This window comes from Streptococcus gallolyticus subsp. gallolyticus DSM 16831, assembly GCF_002000985.1.
In the GTDB taxonomy this organism is placed as follows: domain Bacteria; phylum Bacillota; class Bacilli; order Lactobacillales; family Streptococcaceae; genus Streptococcus; species Streptococcus gallolyticus.
This window is the reverse complement of record NZ_CP018822.1, coordinates 326362-344145: the sequence shown is the minus strand read 5'-3', so window position 1 is coordinate 344145 and position 17784 is coordinate 326362. Positions and strand designations below refer to the sequence as shown.

Here is a 17784-nt window from a genome sequence, read left to right as displayed (position 1 = left end):
CCTTTAAAAACGAGTGTCAAGAGAAAAACTCAAAAAATTAGCACTCTTTTTAGTAGAGTGCTAATTTTTCTATTTATCATACGCTGTTAAGTTGTTTTTTTCAATAATAGCAATCAATTTCGTAGCATAGTCAGGGTCTGTACTGAATCCCATATCCTGCAACGATTGTGCTGTTTTTTTATAACCCATATTAGACACTAAAATATCATACGCTCCATCACTTAATTTGCCAGATTGTAATAAATCAAAATAATCATAAATAGCAGCCGTCCAAGATTTATAAACCGCAAAGCGACCTGTCTCAGTCTGCCACTCATTAACAAAATAACTCTTATAAGTTAATTCTATCGCCGTTTGACCATCCTGTGCCTGCACCGCAAATAAATTATGATATTTTACTGCCAATAAATTCGTCCCATAATTTGATTCCAAAACAGCTTGAGCAATGATAATCGAAGGACGTACGCCATATGACGCTGCTACTTTTTGAATCGTCGGAGCAATTTCTTCAATAAACTCTGTTTGCGTATAAGAAACACTCTGCTTCTTCGTAGCACTTGGCGTTGCATGGTGCAAGCAAAGCAAAAGAATTCCAACAAAAAAGATAAAAACAAAAGTCAAAAATTGTTTCAGAGAAAAACGAGATTTCATCGATTATTCTCCTTCAACAAAGCCACATATTCTTCTAAGGTTAAGTTGTTTTCTGTCATGTATTTAGCAGATTCAACACCAACATAGCGGAAATGCCAATCTTCGTAATCGACTCCCGTTGAATCACTCTTACCTTCAGGAAAACGTAGGACAAAACCATATTCAGGAGCAATAGCTGCGACCTGCGCAACAACATCAGCATCACTCTCATTCAAAGAATTTACCGTACTCATATCAATAGCAAGTCCAGTCTGATGTTCACTAGCACCAGCAGGCTGTGAATACGTCTTAACCAAATCCTCCGCCGCTTCTTGCGTTAAACTTGGATCAGCTGCCATTTCTTGTGACACATAGGAATTAAATAATTCTTCTTGATAAGCCACACTTCGGTAGCCAGAAATCAAATGTTCACTGCTATCAATAGCTTGCGCTGCTGCCAAAAAGTTTCGAACATTATCAGCAATACGTGAATCCACATAGATATTATCAATTTGCGTTAAATCAGGATTCATCTCAGCTGTAATATTATCACGATTAACTAAAACAAGCTCCCAATCACTTGATGAAACATCTGGCAAATCCGTCGCTGAAGCTGTTGAACTCGTTGAAGACTCAGAGCTCACCAAGCTTGAACTATCCGTTGATGACTTTTGAGCATTTCCACTCAATGACAATTTGTCACCTTGGACAAAAACAAAAATACCGACTATAAAAATTACAATAACTAACAACCCTAGAATAAGAGTTGGTAAACTACGCTTTTTTCTCATTTTTTCTTTCTTCTAATATTTGCCTACCACGCAAACGATAACTAACATCGCCGATAGACTCTATTGTAAATTTTCCATTTTCAAAACTAACAACGGAAATACTACCATTGTCCAACCCCAAACTTCTTGGCGTTGCGTGATCAATTAACCACAAAAACGTTCCAATAGTCATCCCATGGCTAACAACAATAGCATTTCCACCACCCAAAGCCTCGATTTTCTCAGCAATAGCAGTAAATCCCTCTAAAATACGGCTACTCAAAACTTCCCAAGTCTCAGCCCAACCAGCTGTATCGACTTGATAAATACCTGCCGCCATTTCTTGATAAGTCAACTTAGTCATATCCTTATCAAATACACGTGGCAACACACCATTAAAGAGCTCACCATCGTATCCGCCATCTAGGCTACCAAAACACCATTCGCGAATACGTTTATCACGAGTATATGGGATATTTTCCTGTTGACATTCACGTAAAATAATCTCCATTGTCTGTAAAGTACGTCCACTATCGCTCGAAAACGCCTCTTTAAAAACAATTCCTGCATCTTTCAAGCCTAAACCAAGCTCTTGAATCCCACGCTCACCATCAACAGTTAAAGGACTATCACTCCAACCTTGAGCACGACCAATCGTATTGAACATCGTTTTTCCATGACGAGCAATATACAATCTTGTTTTAACCATAACGATTCCTCCCAGACTTGATTCCTATAAAAAACAGAGGTGTACGACAACAAAAATAATGAATTTTTTACTTTTTTCAGCTCTTTTATTATATCATATTTTTCAAAAGCTTCATCAGTTGACACGCAGCTTTGATAACCTGAAATCATTTTTTTAAATTTAAGCAAAAAAATACCTAGGATAGCAACCTTTGCTTATTCTAGGTAAATATCGAACAAAATAATTAGTTTTTAAAGCTATGAACAGGGGCAGGGATTTGACCACCACGTTTGATGAAATCAGCAGATGAATTATGATTAACACTCATTACAGGCGCTGTACCAAGAAGACCACCAAATTCAATCATATCGCCTTCTTTACCTTTTGGAATAATACGAACAGCTGTTGTTTTTTGATTAATCACACCAATAGCTGCTTCATCAGCAATCATAGCAGCGATTGTTTCGTAAGGAGTATCTTCAGGAATAGCAATCATATCCAAACCAACAGAACAAATAGCTGTCATTGCTTCAAGTTTTTCCAAGTTAAGTGAGCCATTTTGAACAGCAGCAATCATACCTTCATCTTCAGATACAGGAATAAAAGCACCAGACAAACCACCAACTTGGTTACAAGCCATAATACCGCCTTTTTTAACCTGGTCATTTAAAAGTGCAAGCGCTGCAGTTGTTCCATGAGTACCAACTGTTTCAAGCCCCATTTCTTCAAGAACACGAGCCACAGAGTCACCAACCGCTGGCGTAGGCGCAAGAGAAAGGTCAACAATACCAAATTTAACCCCTAAACGTTCACTCGCCATCTGACCAACCAATTGACCAATACGTGTAATCTTAAAGGCTGTTTTCTTAACCGTTTCAGCAACAACGTCAAAACTTTCACCGCGAACTTTTTCAAGAGCACGTTTTACAACACCAGGACCAGAAACACCGACATTGATGACAACATCAGCTTCACCAACACCATGGAAAGCACCCGCCATAAATGGATTATCTTCAACCGCATTTGCAAACACGACTAATTTTGCTGCACCCAAATCAGACAATTCAGCCGTTTCCTTAATAATGCGTCCCATATCAGCAACTGCTGTCATATTAATCCCTGATTTTGTAGAACCAATATTGACGGATGAACAAACTTTTGAAGTTTCAGCAAGCGCACGAGGAATAGAGTTGATAAGAATTTCATCACCTTTTTGGTAACCCTTTTGAACCAAGGCAGAAAAACCACCAATAAAATCAATTCCAATTTCATTCGCAGCCTTATCCAAAGCATGAGCCAACGGAAGGTAGTCAGTCGCATCAGTCGCTGCTCCAATAATAGAAATCGGTGTTACAGAAACACGTTTATTAACAATTGGAATACCTAGTTCAGCCGCAATCTCATCTCCAACAGCCACCAAAGAACCAGCTTTTTCGACAACTTTCTTATAAATCTTATCTGCAGCCTTATTAATATCTGGATCAATACAATCAAGAAGAGAAATTCCCATTGTAATGGTACGAACATCAAAATTTTGTTCCTCAATCATCGCAATGGTTTCAGTAACTTGTTTAATATCCACGTCTTTCCTCCTTAAATATTGTACATAGCATCAAAAATAGCTTCACTTTGAATATTAATTTTAACATTCAACGTTTCACCATAAGCTTCAAATTCTGAACGTAAATAAGTAAAATCTTGCTTTTCATCAGATGAAACAACAGCCATCATCGTAAAGAAATCATCCAAAACTGTTTGAGAAATATCATCAATATTCAAACCTAATTCAGCAATTTTTGCTGAAACACCTGCTACAATACCTGTCTTATCCTTACCAACAACAGTAATAATTGCTTTCATGAGAAGCCTCCAAAATAATATTTGTTCAATTTTACCATAATTTTCAGAAAAATTCCATTTAATTCGGATACAAATTCATCAAAAAGCGAATTATTTTTGGCATTTTTAAAAAAATATTCATGTTTTAAAATTCTATTTGCTATTTTTCCCTAAACTCGTTAAAGAAGGGCTCAATTTGGGTTAGAAACGCCTTCTTGCCCTCAAAGCGCTCCCCTCGCATCACCTTCGCCAATTTCTCTCGTGCCCCTACTCCCAGTCGCTGCTCAACCGCCTGCAGCCGCTCCTGATAAGCCACATAATCCGCCAGATCCAGAAAGCTTGCTTGCGCCAAACAATGCCCCACGTCACTAATCTCCTCATATGGCAGCTGATTAAACTTGCGTTTCAAACTCTCTTGATGGCGAATCACATCCTTGAGATAGTTGGAAAACTTCGTTTTAAAATAGGCATAAAGGGACAAGTCGTCCTGCAACAAGTCTGGCTTTTCTTGCAGGAGACAGAACAGAACCACCCGTCCCTCTTGTAACCAATCATCATAGTCCCATAATTTGACAAAATAGTGACGACGCAACTTAAGCACAATCGGTTTGACCTTTTCAAAATAGCTTTCAAAGGTTTCCATCATTTTCAAATCTCCTTGACAGTTAGTTTCCCTTACTTAAAAGGTAATCCCATTATAAAAAGGAAAGCGCAAAAAGACCATGACATTTTTGTCATGGTCACAAAAGTGCTTATGAAGTAAGAAAAAAACAACAGCCTCAGCTATTGTCACCGTCTTCTTTACTCCGCCAGTAGGACTCGAACCTACGACATCATGATTAACAGTCATGCGCTACTACCAACTGAGCTATGGCGGATAAAAGCTAAGCGACTACCATATCTAACAGGGGGCAACCCCCAACTACTTCAGGCGTTCTAGGGCTTAACTGCTGTGTTCGGCATGGGAACAGGTGTATCTCCTAGGCTATCATCACTTAACTCTGATTGATTATCCAATCAAAATTGAATACCTATATATTCTAACAAGTTTCCGACGCGCTGTCAATTCGTCTCAGTTACTTTGGATAAGTCCTCGAGCTATTAGTATTAGTCCGCTACATGTGTCACCACACTTCCACTCCTAACCTATCTACCTGATCATCTCTCAGGGCTCTTACTGATATTAAATCATGGGAAATCTCATCTTGAGGTGGGCTTCACACTTAGATGCTTTCAGCGTTTATCCCTTCCCTACATAGCTACCCAGCGATGCCTTTGGCAAGACAACTGGTACACCAGCGGTAAGTCCACTCTGGTCCTCTCGTACTAGGAGCAGATCCTCTCAAATTTCCTACGCCCGCGACGGATAGGGACCGAACTGTCTCACGACGTTCTGAACCCAGCTCGCGTGCCGCTTTAATGGGCGAACAGCCCAACCCTTGGGACCGACTACAGCCCCAGGATGCGACGAGCCGACATCGAGGTGCCAAACCTCCCCGTCGATGTGAACTCTTGGGGGAGATAAGCCTGTTATCCCCAGGGTAGCTTTTATCCGTTGAGCGATGGCCCTTCCATGCGGAACCACCGGATCACTAAGCCCGACTTTCGTCCCTGCTCGAGTTGTAGCTCTCGCAGTCAAGCTCCCTTATACCTTTACACTCTGCGAATGATTTCCAACCATTCTGAGGGAACCTTTGGGCGCCTCCGTTACCTTTTAGGAGGCGACCGCCCCAGTCAAACTGCCCGTCAGACACTGTCTCCGATAGGGATTACCTATCTAGGTTAGAGTAGCCATAACACAAGGGTAGTATCCCAACAACGCCTCCACCGAAACTAGCGTCCCGATTTCGTAGGCTCCTACCTATCCTGTACATGTGGTACAGATACTCAATATCAAACTGCAGTAAAGCTCCATGGGGTCTTTCCGTCCTGTCGCGGGTAACCTGCATCTTCACAGGTACTAAAATTTCACCGAGTCTCTCGTTGAGACAGTGCCCAAATCATTACGCCTTTCGTGCGGGTCGGAACTTACCCGACAAGGAATTTCGCTACCTTAGGACCGTTATAGTTACGGCCGCCGTTTACTGGGGCTTCAATTCACACCTTCGCTAACGCTAAGCGCTCCTCTTAACCTTCCAGCACCGGGCAGGCGTCACCCCCTATACATCATCTTACGATTTAGCAGAGAGCTGTGTTTTTGATAAACAGTTGCTTGGGCCTATTCACTGCGGCTGACTCTAAGCCAGCGCCCCTTCTCCCGAAGTTACGGGGCCATTTTGCCGAGTTCCTTAACGAGAGTTCTCTCGCTCACCTGAGGCTACTCGCCTCGACTACCTGTGTCGGTTTGCGGTACGGGTAGAGTATAATTAACGCTAGAAGCTTTTCTTGGCAGTGTGACATCACTAACTTCGCTACTTAACTTCGCTCCCCATCACAGCTCAATGTTATAGATATAAGCATTTGACTCATATCACACCTCACTGCTTAGACGTGCTCTTCCAATCGCACGCTTTAGTTAGCCTACTGCGTCCCTCCTTCACTATATACTCTAGTACAGGAATATCAACCTGTTGGCCATCGGATACACCTTTCGGTCTCTCCTTAGGTCCCGACTAACCCAGGGCGGACGAGCCTTCCCCTGGAAACCTTAGTCTTACGGTGGACAGGATTCTCACCTGTCTTTCGCTACTCATACCGGCATTCTCACTTCTATGCGTTCCAGCGCTCCTCACGGTACACCTTCTTCACACATAGAACGCTCTCCTACCATACCTAAAAGGTATCCACAGCTTCGGTAATATGTTTTAGCCCCGGTACATTTTCGGCGCAGGGTCACTCGACTAGTGAGCTATTACGCACTCTTTGAATGAATAGCTGCTTCTAAGCTAACATCCTAGTTGTCTGTGCAACCCCACATCCTTTTCCACTTAACATATATTTTGGGACCTTAGCTGGTGGTCTGGGCTGTTTCCCTTTCGACTACGGATCTTAGCACTCGCAGTCTGACTGCCGATTATATCTCATTGGCATTCGGAGTTTATCTGATATTGGTAATCCGGGATGGACCCCTCAATCAAACAGTGCTCTACCTCCAAGAGACTTAACATCGACGCTAGCCCTAAAGCTATTTCGGAGAGAACCAGCTATCTCCAAGTTCGTTTGGAATTTCTCCGCTACCCACAAGTCATCCAAGCACTTTTCAACGTGCCCTGGTTCGGGCCTCCAGTGAGTTTTACCTCACCTTCACCCTGCTCATGGGTAGGTCACATGGTTTCGGGTCTACGACATGATACTAAGCCGCCCTATTAAGACTCGGTTTCCCTACGGCTCCGTCTCTTCAACTTAACCTCGCATCATATCGTAACTCGCCGGTTCATTCTACAAAAGGCACGCTCTCACCCATTAACGGGCTCGAACTTGTTGTAGGCACACGGTTTCAGGTTCTATTTCACTCCCCTCCCGGGGTGCTTTTCACCTTTCCCTCACGGTACTGGTTCACTATCGGTCACTAGAGAGTATTTAGGGTTGGGAGATGGTCCTCCCAGATTCCGACGAGATTTCTCGTGTCTCGCCGTACTCAGGATACTGCTAGGGTTTAAGACTATTTCGATTACGAGGCTGTTACTCTCTTTGGCTTACCTTCCCAGGTAATTCTTCTATAATCTTGCGTCCCACAACGCAGTCCTACAACCCCGATGTGTAAACACATCGGTTTGCCCTCTTGCCAGTTCGCTCGCCGCTACTAAGGCAATCGCGTTTGCTTTCTCTTCCTGCAGCTACTTAGATGTTTCAGTTCACTGCGTCTTCCTCTTCATTACCTTAACAGTAATGAGTGACATGCATCACATGCCGGGTTCCCCCATTCGGACATCTCTGGATCAATGTTTACTTACAACTCCCCAAAGCATTTCGTCGTTAGTCACGTCCTTCATCGGCTTCTAGTGCCAAGGCATCCACCGTGCGCCCTTATTAACTTAACCTTATTTTGGTCTTCTGACCTTAAACTCATTAAATCACAGCGTTTCGGTTTATTTCTTGTTACTTTCTACAATTATTTCTAATTGTGGAATTTGATATAGATATTCAATTTTCAATGGACAATCATCTTGAATCTTTCGATTCAATGGAGCCTAGCGGGATCGAACCGCTGACCTCCTGCGTGCAAAGCAGGCGCTCTCCCAGCTGAGCTAAGGCCCCACAAGACCTCTCAAAACTAAACAAGACTTCCCAAACGTGCTTCCGTTTTTTCCTTAGAAAGGAGGTGATCCAGCCGCACCTTCCGATACGGCTACCTTGTTACGACTTCACCCCAATCATCTATCCCACCTTAGGCGGCTGGCTCCTAAAAGGTTACCTCACCGACTTCGGGTGTTACAAACTCTCGTGGTGTGACGGGCGGTGTGTACAAGGCCCGGGAACGTATTCACCGCGGCGTGCTGATCCGCGATTACTAGCGATTCCGACTTCATGTAGGCGAGTTGCAGCCTACAATCCGAACTGAGATTGGCTTTAAGAGATTTGCTTGCCGTCACCGACTTGCGACTCGTTGTACCAACCATTGTAGCACGTGTGTAGCCCAGGTCATAAGGGGCATGATGATTTGACGTCATCCCCACCTTCCTCCGGTTTATTACCGGCAGTCTCGCTAGAGTGCCCAACTGAATGATGGCAACTAACAATAGGGGTTGCGCTCGTTGCGGGACTTAACCCAACATCTCACGACACGAGCTGACGACAACCATGCACCACCTGTCACCGATGTTCCGAAGAAACTTTCTATCTCTAGAAATAGCATCGGGATGTCAAGACCTGGTAAGGTTCTTCGCGTTGCTTCGAATTAAACCACATGCTCCACCGCTTGTGCGGGCCCCCGTCAATTCCTTTGAGTTTCAACCTTGCGGTCGTACTCCCCAGGCGGAGTGCTTAATGCGTTAGCTGCGGCACTAAGCCCCGGAAAGGGCCTAACACCTAGCACTCATCGTTTACGGCGTGGACTACCAGGGTATCTAATCCTGTTTGCTCCCCACGCTTTCGAGCCTCAGCGTCAGTTACAGACCAGAGAGCCGCTTTCGCCACCGGTGTTCCTCCATATATCTACGCATTTCACCGCTACACATGGAATTCCACTCTCCCCTTCTGCACTCAAGTTTAACAGTTTCCAAAGCGAACAATGGTTAAGCCACTGCCTTTAACTTCAGACTTATTAAACCGCCTGCGCTCGCTTTACGCCCAATAAATCCGGACAACGCTCGGGACCTACGTATTACCGCGGCTGCTGGCACGTAGTTAGCCGTCCCTTTCTGGTAAGTTACCGTCACTGTGTGAACTTTCCACTCTCACACACGTTCTTCTCTTACAACAGAGCTTTACGATCCGAAAACCTTCTTCACTCACGCGGCGTTGCTCGGTCAGGGTTGCCCCCATTGCCGAAGATTCCCTACTGCTGCCTCCCGTAGGAGTCTGGGCCGTGTCTCAGTCCCAGTGTGGCCGATCACCCTCTCAGGTCGGCTATGTATCGTCGCCTTGGTAGGCCGTTACCCCACCAACTAGCTAATACAACGCAGGTCCATCTACTAGTGATGCATTTGCATCTTTCAAGCATCTAACATGTGTTAAACACTGTTATGCGGTATTAGCTATCGTTTCCAATAGTTATCCCCCGCTAGTAGGCAGGTTACCTACGCGTTACTCACCCGTTCGCAACTCCTTCTACTCTAGCAAGCTAAAGTAGTCAGCGTTCTACTTGCATGTATTAGGCACGCCGCCAGCGTTCGTCCTGAGCCAGGATCAAACTCTCATTTAATCTTGTTCTCATTCTGTCACTGACAGATTTATTTTCTTAACAGGTCGATTTCTCAACCCGCACGTTTGGTTCGTCTTGTTCAGTTTTCAAAGGTCTTTGCCTCTTGCGAGACAACTTCTATATTCTATCAAATCTGAAACAGCTTGTCAACTACTTTTTCAAGTTTTTTTCAACTCTGTTTCAATCCGATTTCCGCCGCACCCCTCTCGGACAACAACTATATTAGTTGTATCATCTCAAGCTTACTTTGTCAAGAACTTTTTTAGCTTTTCTGTAAACCTAAGACCTGCCCTCTTGCGACAGCTCATCTAGTATACTAAACTTAGGAAAAACTGTCAACTACTTTTTGCATTTTTTACTGCAGTAGTATTAACTCCAAGTGGTATTTTCAACCCTTAACGGCAGTTATATCTTCTTATGTTTAATTTTTCCCTATCATAAAGTTTATTATGCACTACAGAGGAATTATATTGCCGATTTTTAACAAATACGACAGCTCTTCAGCTTTTGGAAACAAAAAAAGACATCCAAGATAAAAATCTTGAATGTCTTGAAACGTTGATATAATCGTATTGATTAACGTTTTGAGAATTGGCTTGCTTTACGAGCTTTTTTAAGACCTGCTTTGAACAGCTTTTGTTTGAATAAATTTCAAAAGCTTTTAATACCAAGCTTTCTCAGCGTTTTTTTGAAAACCAAATTTCATCTAATTTTAAATAATTTCATCTGAATGGTGTGAATTTTACTACAAAAATAAATGAATTGAGCTAACTAATATCGAAAATTCACACCTTTATTATCTGCGAATAAGTAAAAAATAAAGCAAATGATTTTCTAATAATCACTTGCTTTTTGTATCAATGATTCTCTACAAAATCTAAAATATCTTTATAGGTTAACTCTGATACTGCTACACCTAATCCAAGATGAACTAACTCTTCATCAACACAATCAAACACAATACCGTTAATTTCTAGTAGCAAAAGCATTACAAAATACCAATGCGTTATTCCCATCTAAAAAAGCGTGATTCTCAATCAAAGAACAACAAAATCTAGAGGCCTTTTCTTCAATAGTTGGATATTGATCGACACCAAAATAAGTATCAAAAATATTAGAAAGTGATGATTCAACTAGCCCCTTGTCTCGCACATCATCCATTCCTCCGGAAGCTGTAATTAATTGGCTATGTAAGGCAACAAACTGTTCAACGGTTAAGCGCTTCATTTTGCTAAATCCTTAAAGGCTTCTAAATGGCGTGACAAGATAGAACTTGCCACCTCGTCAACACTAGCTTGATCAGCAGCAGCTTCTGCCTGTTCTTCTTGAACCAAGGTATTGTAGTCAACCAAAACATATTTAGGCTTATTATTTTTTCAAAATAATAGCTATACCTTTACTATCGACTATACGAGCAACTTTAGAAAAATTTTGATTTGCCTCAGTGTTCGGAATTAAATTTTTAAAATTAATTTGTATTATCATCGCCTCCTTTTGTTTTTCATGCCATTTTTAAGCAACAAAAGCAAAAATAAAAATATAGGATGAATTCATCCTATATTAGGTAAAGTAGCTTTCAATTTTGCTATAAAATAAATTATTTTTACTAAATATTATCCTTAAATTCATTGAAACTAATAATTTCAAACGGAAATTCAACAAAGCTAGATTTTATAATTTTATTTGTAAGAAAATACGATTTTAGAGTATACTTTCCGTCTAGATTTATGTTATTACAAATTACATCCAAACTCTTTTCAAAATATTCTACTCGGCGTTTGAACTTTAAACCTTTAGCCTTTTTCCCAAAAAAGTAGTCCTTTTGATCCCCCATACTATCTTTCATGGTTTGACTTAAACGCATATATTTAACCTCAAATAATAATATTTCTTTCAGATAATTATCTATCACTATTAAATCATAATCACCTAAATCTCTAGGATGATTCCCTTTAGTATCCAATTTATATAATTCTTGATCTATATAAGTAATGTATCTATCATCTTTAAATAAGTCTTTTAGATCTTGGACTATCTGTTGTTCATAAAATTTCTTCCAAGTATTCATTATATTTAAAGTATTTTGCATACCAGTATCGTACGGTAAAATAAAGTTCATCAATCCTTCTACCCAATCTTTTTCCAATCTATCAAGAATAACAGGCGAAAAAATAATATTTTCGTAACTAACAACAATCGGCTTAGCAGAAAACTTATTGACCCTTTTCTTCTTTTCCCATATTGGAATTTCTCCATGAAAAGCTACTTTGTCCTTCTCTAAGGTTAGAAATTGTAAAATACTATAAAAAATTTCAATTGAGTAATTAGAATTACCCACAAAGTATTTAGCTAAATCTTCTATTTTTCCTTCTACAACATTTCCTTGTACAGTCAATATTTTTTGTTGTTTTAATTCTAAAATATTACCATTACTTGAAAACATGGAGAGAAAATAAACAAAGGAATCAAAGTCAATTTTGGTATCCTGAAAAAAGGCATCCTTAATCTTCGCAAGCTTACTCCTATCAATATCTTTATTTCGATTCATATATTCACCGTATTTGTATTTAACTTCTTTCATTTGTTTAGCAAATTGTAAGTACTTATCAGTCTCTGAGATATCTACAACATAATTATCTTTAATCTCTAATTGAAACCAATTGCTAGCACCATAATAATTTGCATCCGAAAGAACTTGAAAATCCAAAATATATTTACCATAAGCAACTAATTTGTCGACGATATCATCACTTGGAATTGACGGATGAGCTTTCCTTTTTGTTATTAAGTTCTCTTCAATAAGGTATTCTAATATTGGTTTATAAATACGAGCTTCTTCACGTAAATCGATTGTTTGTTCGCGAAATTTATTTAATTTATCAGTTTGAAGATTTCCGTTATCTGAAAATGTGGTTAATCTTTTATGGTGGATATCAATATAAAAAATAATTGATGACAAAATATTTTGTAGTTTAATATTTAAATTATCCTGATTATATAAAGACATGATAGAAACCAAATCTTTTCGTATTTTATTTCTAAAAGCTCTAACAATACCTACTACATCTTCCTCACGATATAAACCAGGTTTTAAATCAAGTTCTTTGATAATTTTAGAAATACTTTTCCTAACATTTTTAAAAGAGGAGATTTTAGGAACTGAAAATTCTAAAAGAGGTTGAATAAAATATCTGACTTTCACTTCAAATATGTTAGAAGTACGTTTTTCATTATCTGTTTGTTTGATTTTTTCAAAAAATAAACTTCTTTCCCTAAAAAGAAATCCTTCTAGTAAATTTATTAGGATTGTATTTTCAAACTCCAATGTAATTTTAGAAAGATTATCTGCAAAGATTCTATCCCATTTTGGTGCTATTAAAGCAATCTGGTGATTAGAATTTTGATTAAAAACAATTTTATTAAAATACTTAGTTTCTTGTATTAAATACCAAGAATTGACATTTTTATCAAGTACTGATTTAGAAACTAAATTGATTTCTATAATATCTTTTTCACAGCTAGATAAGATTAATTCTTTATTACGACTCAGTGCATTTAAAACAATTTCATCAAAAGACTTTACTTGTTCGTAATCTTTAATATCTATATCCTCTAATATAAAATGTAGCTCATGATATATAATCTTCTTATGACCATCAGAAAATATATCGATTGATCCAAGGTAAACTTTTGAGATAAGTGATAAGCAAGTTTGCTCCTTATCAACTATTTTCCAACTGTAAAGATTATAAAAATATTCTCCAACTTCAAAGGGATAATTATCAGCAATGCTATCAAATAATTCCATATTATAACGAACTGTCTCATATGAGGTGAATAATAGTGTAAGATCTACAGCACCTTCATTTACTGTATGATCTGCAGATTGCCACATACGGAATTGAGCGTCCCCATTTGAAAAGGATACTAGCCGGTCTCTGTTGTTATTAATATCTATAAAAAAGTCTACAATTTCTTTTATAGCATTTGCACTATTAATTATTCCAATTAAAGCACTTGCATTTAGTACATATTCATCAAATTTCTTAAATAAGAAGCTTTTATCTATATTTGAAGATATATTCTTAGTATCAACCCCGACAAAGGTGATATTGCTTGGAGATTTAAACTCAAATCCTCTAACCTCTCCATCCTGACAAAGACCTGCTATCTGATAAATATTATCAATAATACCTTTTTTCAAATGCTCTGAAATTTTATTTTCACTTGACTCTAAAATAACTAATTTATCCTCAATTAAAAACGCTAATGTATTTTCTAAATCAATCTTTTCTCCAGTCTCTTTACAAGTTAACCTAAGATTATAAAAAGAATTTCCTTCTTGTTCAAAGAATTTTGGGAAATTACAATTCAATCTCCTCCAAAAACTTAACCAAACGGAGTTTTCAAATTTCGATTCCTCTATTTCTCTTTCCATTCTCTCTATGAAACAATCCTTTATCACCGGCAAAAATATTGGAAAGTTATTGATAGGAGTAAATAATGAATATAACTCACTATTGCTACTTTTGAATGTCTTAAAATACTGAGCAAGTTTATCATTATAAAAAATATTATAATTTTGAGACATAAAATTATAATATTTTTCAGATGGACATTCAAATTCTTCTTGCGTAAACTCACTTTTAAAGGACTTCAGCGATGAAATAATTAAATCTTCATATTTAAGAATTTCATACCAAATTTCTTTAAATTGTTCAAAGTCATGTACTAAAGATTCCGTTATAAATAAAGTTTCATAAGTATCTTCATTGCCATTACCTATAAATACTTTATGGAACCTATTATTCGAATAAAAACTTACACTTCCGGTATCAATAGGGAAGTTTTCTTTGGGGTATTCGGGTATATAATTCTCAATTACTTTTTTATAGAAGTCTAGTAGTTTACCGTATGAATCAATTTTAATTTTCCCCAAAATTTTACTTTCATTATTAATAAAATCTCTATTTAGCTTATCTACGATTCCCAAAAACCTTCTATTAGGAAACCATGAAGTAATAGAATAAATAGCTGAAGCTAAAGTTGTTATCTCGTAATCACATAAAAAACTCATTTTGCATATCCTACTTTCTTCTGTAATATATGACTCCATGCTACACCTATATCATTTCTTTTATGATAAACCTATTTTATCATAAATCCATACTTTAATAACGGTCCCCCATCTCTTTATATGAAAACACCGATTTTATGGTATAATAGCATTATACAAGGAGATGTGTTATGACTCTTGATATAAATAAAGAAGGATTAACAATTTTAGGGATTCCCTTTGATAGCTTTTCAGATTTTAATATTGTCTGGTATGTATTGGATTATCAACGATTGAAAATTATGAACCTACTGTTCAAGAGGTGATTGTTTTAAAAACTTATATTATCAATAGACGAAAAGAATTGAATATTGGTTAAAAATCAATACGAAGGCTATGAGTACATTGACCCTAATCACCAATATACCTATCCGAATTCTACAGTCTTAATCAACAAACAAATATTATAAGTATTATTATTGATGAAGCCTATCGAAATGAGCACTCATTCGTTGCTAGAAGGTTTACAGGCTTGCATTTAAAAACCATTGAATTCTATTAGTGATATTTTAGCTATTCACAACTATTTATTTCAGAATGTCTATGCTTGAGCGGAATAAGATGAGGAAGTTTACAACCTTTATATGGACAGAACAGTCTATGGAGACTTTGAAAGAAATGTTTGATAAAATATTAAAAGAATTATAGAGCATAATACTTAATAAGTGCTGAGGTGAAATAGGGATTCACTACACGTCAATAGGCGGTAGAAACCTTGGTTTTATGCGATTATTGATTTTTTGAATTTCAGTATATTGCATTGAAAATCAACCAAATGACTACATTTTTGACTACATTTTTTGTGAAATAAAATTAGAAATTTGGATATTCAAAAGGCACTCTAGCAGTATGCTAGGGTGCTTTTTATTTGAAAGATAAAGCATATAAAGTAATTCGGTACTTGTTTTTCAATCTTCATTAATCTAATCGAATATGTCTTAGTGGCTTCGCATAATCTAATAACTTTTGATAAGTAGGTAGTTCATAATCATCAAAAACTTCTAACAATTCAAAACCACTTGAAGAAAACAAATACAACAAAAAGTGATTGCTGTATTCAGTTAATATATATGTCTCAAAATCTGTACCAACCAATTCTCTATATTCTGCTAATGTTCCAAACCAATTCTGCAAATTCTTGTTAATTACCTTTAACATTTTATCAAATGCTATTTCTTCATCAGTATAAAAACGAAATGGGAAAAATAATAATAAATTCTTTTGGGTTTCCATTGTTTTCAATGTATTAAGAATATCATAGTCATGCATATCTTCAGGACTTATATTTTCTTCTTCGTTACGTATCAAAAGTAAATCATTTAATTTCTTATCTCTAAATAAATTATGAAGCCAAGTCATTTTCTGACTTTCTCTTGTTCTTGCATTACCATAAGCAACACCCATTGTAGTTTTTTTAATTGAATTACTTGTTAATCTCAACGCTTTACAACAAGATGGTGAAACTAATAACTTAAAATCTATACTATACTCAATAGAGATGGCATCACATTCTCCATTACTTTCCTTGGCTGACTTTTGATATAAATTATACTTCGATTTCCCTTGAAAATATTTAGAACGATTAAGAAACTCCAATAAAAACAACTCGTAATTGGAATCTTCTTCATTCTTAACAAAATTGTTCAACACAACCGCTGCTTGAATTGTTTCAACTCCCCATTTAGCATCATCCACTACACTAATAACCTCATTCTCTAAATTTTATCTTATATATTATTCTACCACTAACGTTACTACTTTTAATAGGCCTATAGGAAACGTTAAAAAGCCTTTATATCTACTTTTAAAACGAGAAAAATTCAAAAAATCTATCATAGTTTTTTGCGATTGACTGTGATTTCAAGTTTTGATATTTTTATTATGTCTAAAATATTTTAGACATAATTGGTGCAAAATCATTTATCAAAATGATTTTGTTGGAGGAATTTTTAAAATAGGTGATAAAGTCAACATTCGCAGACTTTATCAAGAAAAAAAGCAATTTCAACTTTTTATAACACAATTAATAACTGTTAAAGTTTTGATATCTTCTTAAAAACAGTGATATGTATTGTTGAAATTTGTAAAAATCAGTTCTAAATTATTTTAATAATCTAGATGCAGTAAAAATGAAATTAATATTATTTCAAACATTATATATTAACGATCCTTAATATATAATGAAAAAGTGAGGGTCAAACTTCATTTTTTGTATGTCGCACAAAGAATGCGTTTTGAAAATGAAGAAATAAAAAAGATATCAAAAGTGGATTTTGAATGTTAAATTCATAATAGCGACAAATATTAAAGAAAGAATTTGTCAAATGACCACTTTTTTAGATGAATCTGTACAAAGATTCCGAGAAAAATTAGGATTTTATATAGCTTCACAAAAAAATATCACCCTCGATTCGGGTACCATGTCAAGAATAAGACACGGAAAAGTTCGAAAAAACGGGAAAACTTTTTTAACTGCTTCAGTCATATTTGATTTAAAACAGTGTTTGAAAATCAATTCCAATCGACTCTTCTTTTTTCCAAATGATATTTTTCTTGAAACATTTATATATGAATTGTTAAGAATAATGATTCATGAAGAAAAATTTCAGGATGATTCGATTGTTAAAAAATTTAAAATTAATGTTGACGAATATTTTAATAATCAATATCAATTAGTTAATATCAATTTAAAAGCAAAATTTGAACAATTTTTTGCTGATAAAAAAAATGATATGCTATTTTCTTTTAAAAATTTAACAAAAGAAATAGATGATATTGATAACCTTGACTCAAATAAAGTTGAAAATCTGATAATAAAATGGGTAGCATATTATTTGAATAGCTTATAAAATCTAAAAAGCATGAAGTCTTAAACGGCTTCATGCTTTTTTTGTTAATCATTAATATGACCAATTTCTGGCACAAAATGACTAATTCT

9 protein-coding genes, 2 tRNA genes, 3 rRNA genes and 4 pseudogenes are annotated in these 17784 nt (G+C 36.9%); 3 read left to right on the top strand and 15 right to left on the bottom strand.

The genetic code is table 11. The annotated features are described in order from the left end of the window. Positions 1 to 69 precede the first annotated feature (69 nt). From BTR42_RS01975 to BTR42_RS01905, 14 genes and pseudogenes are all read right to left on the bottom strand, one after another. A complete protein-coding gene (locus BTR42_RS01975; RefSeq protein ID WP_012961370.1) occupies positions 70 to 651 on the bottom strand; it encodes a glycoside hydrolase family 73 protein in 582 nt (193 codons plus the stop codon). Continuing rightward, complete coding sequence (locus tag BTR42_RS01970; RefSeq protein ID WP_009853369.1) at positions 648 to 1421, bottom strand: M15 family metallopeptidase; 774 nt, start codon at positions 1419 to 1421, stop codon at positions 648 to 650. The genes BTR42_RS01975 and BTR42_RS01970 overlap by 4 nt, the downstream gene beginning before the upstream one ends. Further along, positions 1405 to 2109, bottom strand: a complete 705-nt coding sequence (locus BTR42_RS01965) for a histidine phosphatase family protein (RefSeq protein WP_039694351.1) — start codon at positions 2107 to 2109, stop codon at positions 1405 to 1407. Before BTR42_RS01965 ends, BTR42_RS01970 begins: the two co-directional genes overlap by 17 nt. 223 nt (positions 2110 to 2332) lie before the next feature. Continuing rightward, positions 2333 to 3670, bottom strand: coding sequence for a PFL family protein (locus BTR42_RS01955; RefSeq protein ID WP_009853367.1), 1338 nt, complete (start codon positions 3668 to 3670; stop codon positions 2333 to 2335). Positions 3671 to 3681: 11 nt separating this feature from the next. After that, a complete protein-coding gene (locus tag BTR42_RS01950) occupies positions 3682 to 3948 on the bottom strand; it encodes an ACT domain-containing protein (protein ID WP_009853366.1) in 267 nt (88 codons plus the stop codon). 139 nt (positions 3949 to 4087) lie between these two features. Beyond that, on the bottom strand, positions 4088 to 4573 hold the full coding sequence (locus BTR42_RS01945) for a sigma-70 RNA polymerase sigma factor region 4 domain-containing protein (protein ID WP_077496174.1): 486 nt from the start codon (positions 4571 to 4573) through the stop codon (positions 4088 to 4090). A 158-nt stretch (positions 4574 to 4731) separates the two neighbouring features. After that, positions 4732 to 4805, bottom strand: a tRNA-Asn gene (locus BTR42_RS01940). 5 nt (positions 4806 to 4810) lie between these two features. Beyond that, positions 4811 to 4926: ribosomal RNA gene (gene rrf, locus BTR42_RS01935) — 5S ribosomal RNA — on the bottom strand. 82 nt (positions 4927 to 5008) lie between these two features. After that, positions 5009 to 7907, bottom strand: a 23S ribosomal RNA gene (locus BTR42_RS01930). Positions 7908 to 8051: 144 nt separating this feature from the next. Continuing rightward, a tRNA-Ala gene (locus BTR42_RS01925) sits at positions 8052 to 8124 on the bottom strand. A gap of 57 nt (positions 8125 to 8181) precedes the next feature. After that, positions 8182 to 9730: ribosomal RNA gene (locus BTR42_RS01920) — 16S ribosomal RNA — on the bottom strand. The 16S, 23S and 5S rRNA genes sit together here with 2 tRNA genes alongside, the layout of an rRNA operon. 857 nt (positions 9731 to 10587) lie before the next feature. Next, positions 10588 to 10957, bottom strand: a pseudogene (locus BTR42_RS01915) (type II toxin-antitoxin system death-on-curing family toxin). After that, positions 10954 to 11209: pseudogene (locus BTR42_RS01910) on the bottom strand (type II toxin-antitoxin system Phd/YefM family antitoxin). Before BTR42_RS01910 ends, BTR42_RS01915 begins: the two co-directional pseudogenes overlap by 4 nt. Positions 11210 to 11336: 127 nt before the next feature. After that, positions 11337 to 14846 carry a hypothetical protein gene (locus tag BTR42_RS01905; protein ID WP_167367604.1) on the bottom strand — a complete coding sequence of 1170 codons (3510 nt, stop codon included), beginning with the start codon at positions 14844 to 14846 and terminating at the stop codon, positions 11337 to 11339. 131 nt (positions 14847 to 14977) lie between these two features. Here BTR42_RS01905 and BTR42_RS12820 point away from each other — a divergent pair. After that, positions 14978 to 15165: pseudogene (locus BTR42_RS12820) on the top strand (hypothetical protein). Next, positions 15158 to 15394, top strand: a pseudogene (locus BTR42_RS13010) (Fic/DOC family protein); the annotation flags it as partial. The pseudogenes BTR42_RS12820 and BTR42_RS13010, both read left to right, overlap by 8 nt. Before the next feature lie 370 nt (positions 15395 to 15764). Here the strand turns inward: BTR42_RS13010 and BTR42_RS01890 are convergent. Continuing rightward, complete coding sequence (locus tag BTR42_RS01890) at positions 15765 to 16541, bottom strand: hypothetical protein (protein ID WP_231873062.1); 777 nt, start codon at positions 16539 to 16541, stop codon at positions 15765 to 15767. Between the two features lie 629 nt (positions 16542 to 17170). On the opposite strand from BTR42_RS01890, the gene BTR42_RS01885 reads away from it, so the two are divergent. After that, on the top strand, positions 17171 to 17695 hold the full coding sequence (locus tag BTR42_RS01885) for a hypothetical protein (protein WP_077496172.1): 525 nt from the start codon (positions 17171 to 17173) through the stop codon (positions 17693 to 17695). The last annotated feature ends 89 nt before the right edge of the window (positions 17696 to 17784 follow it).

Excerpts from the sequence above, each read along its gene's own strand:
- BTR42_RS01965 (WP_039694351.1), bottom strand. The coding sequence starts at position 2,109 with ATGGTTAAAACAAGATTGTATATTGCTCGTCATGGAAAAACGATGTTC.
- BTR42_RS01905 (WP_167367604.1), bottom strand. The coding sequence starts at position 14,846 with ATGGAGTCATATATTACAGAAGAAAGTAGGATATGCAAAATGAGTTTT.
- BTR42_RS01970 (WP_009853369.1), bottom strand. The coding sequence starts at position 1,421 with ATGAGAAAAAAGCGTAGTTTACCAACTCTTATTCTAGGGTTGTTAGTT.
- BTR42_RS01975 (WP_012961370.1), bottom strand. The coding sequence starts at position 651 with ATGAAATCTCGTTTTTCTCTGAAACAATTTTTGACTTTTGTTTTTATC.
- BTR42_RS01950 (WP_009853366.1), bottom strand. The coding sequence starts at position 3,948 with ATGAAAGCAATTATTACTGTTGTTGGTAAGGATAAGACAGGTATTGTA.
- BTR42_RS01945 (WP_077496174.1), bottom strand. The coding sequence starts at position 4,573 with ATGATGGAAACCTTTGAAAGCTATTTTGAAAAGGTCAAACCGATTGTG.
- BTR42_RS01885 (WP_077496172.1), top strand. The coding sequence starts at position 17,171 with ATGACCACTTTTTTAGATGAATCTGTACAAAGATTCCGAGAAAAATTA.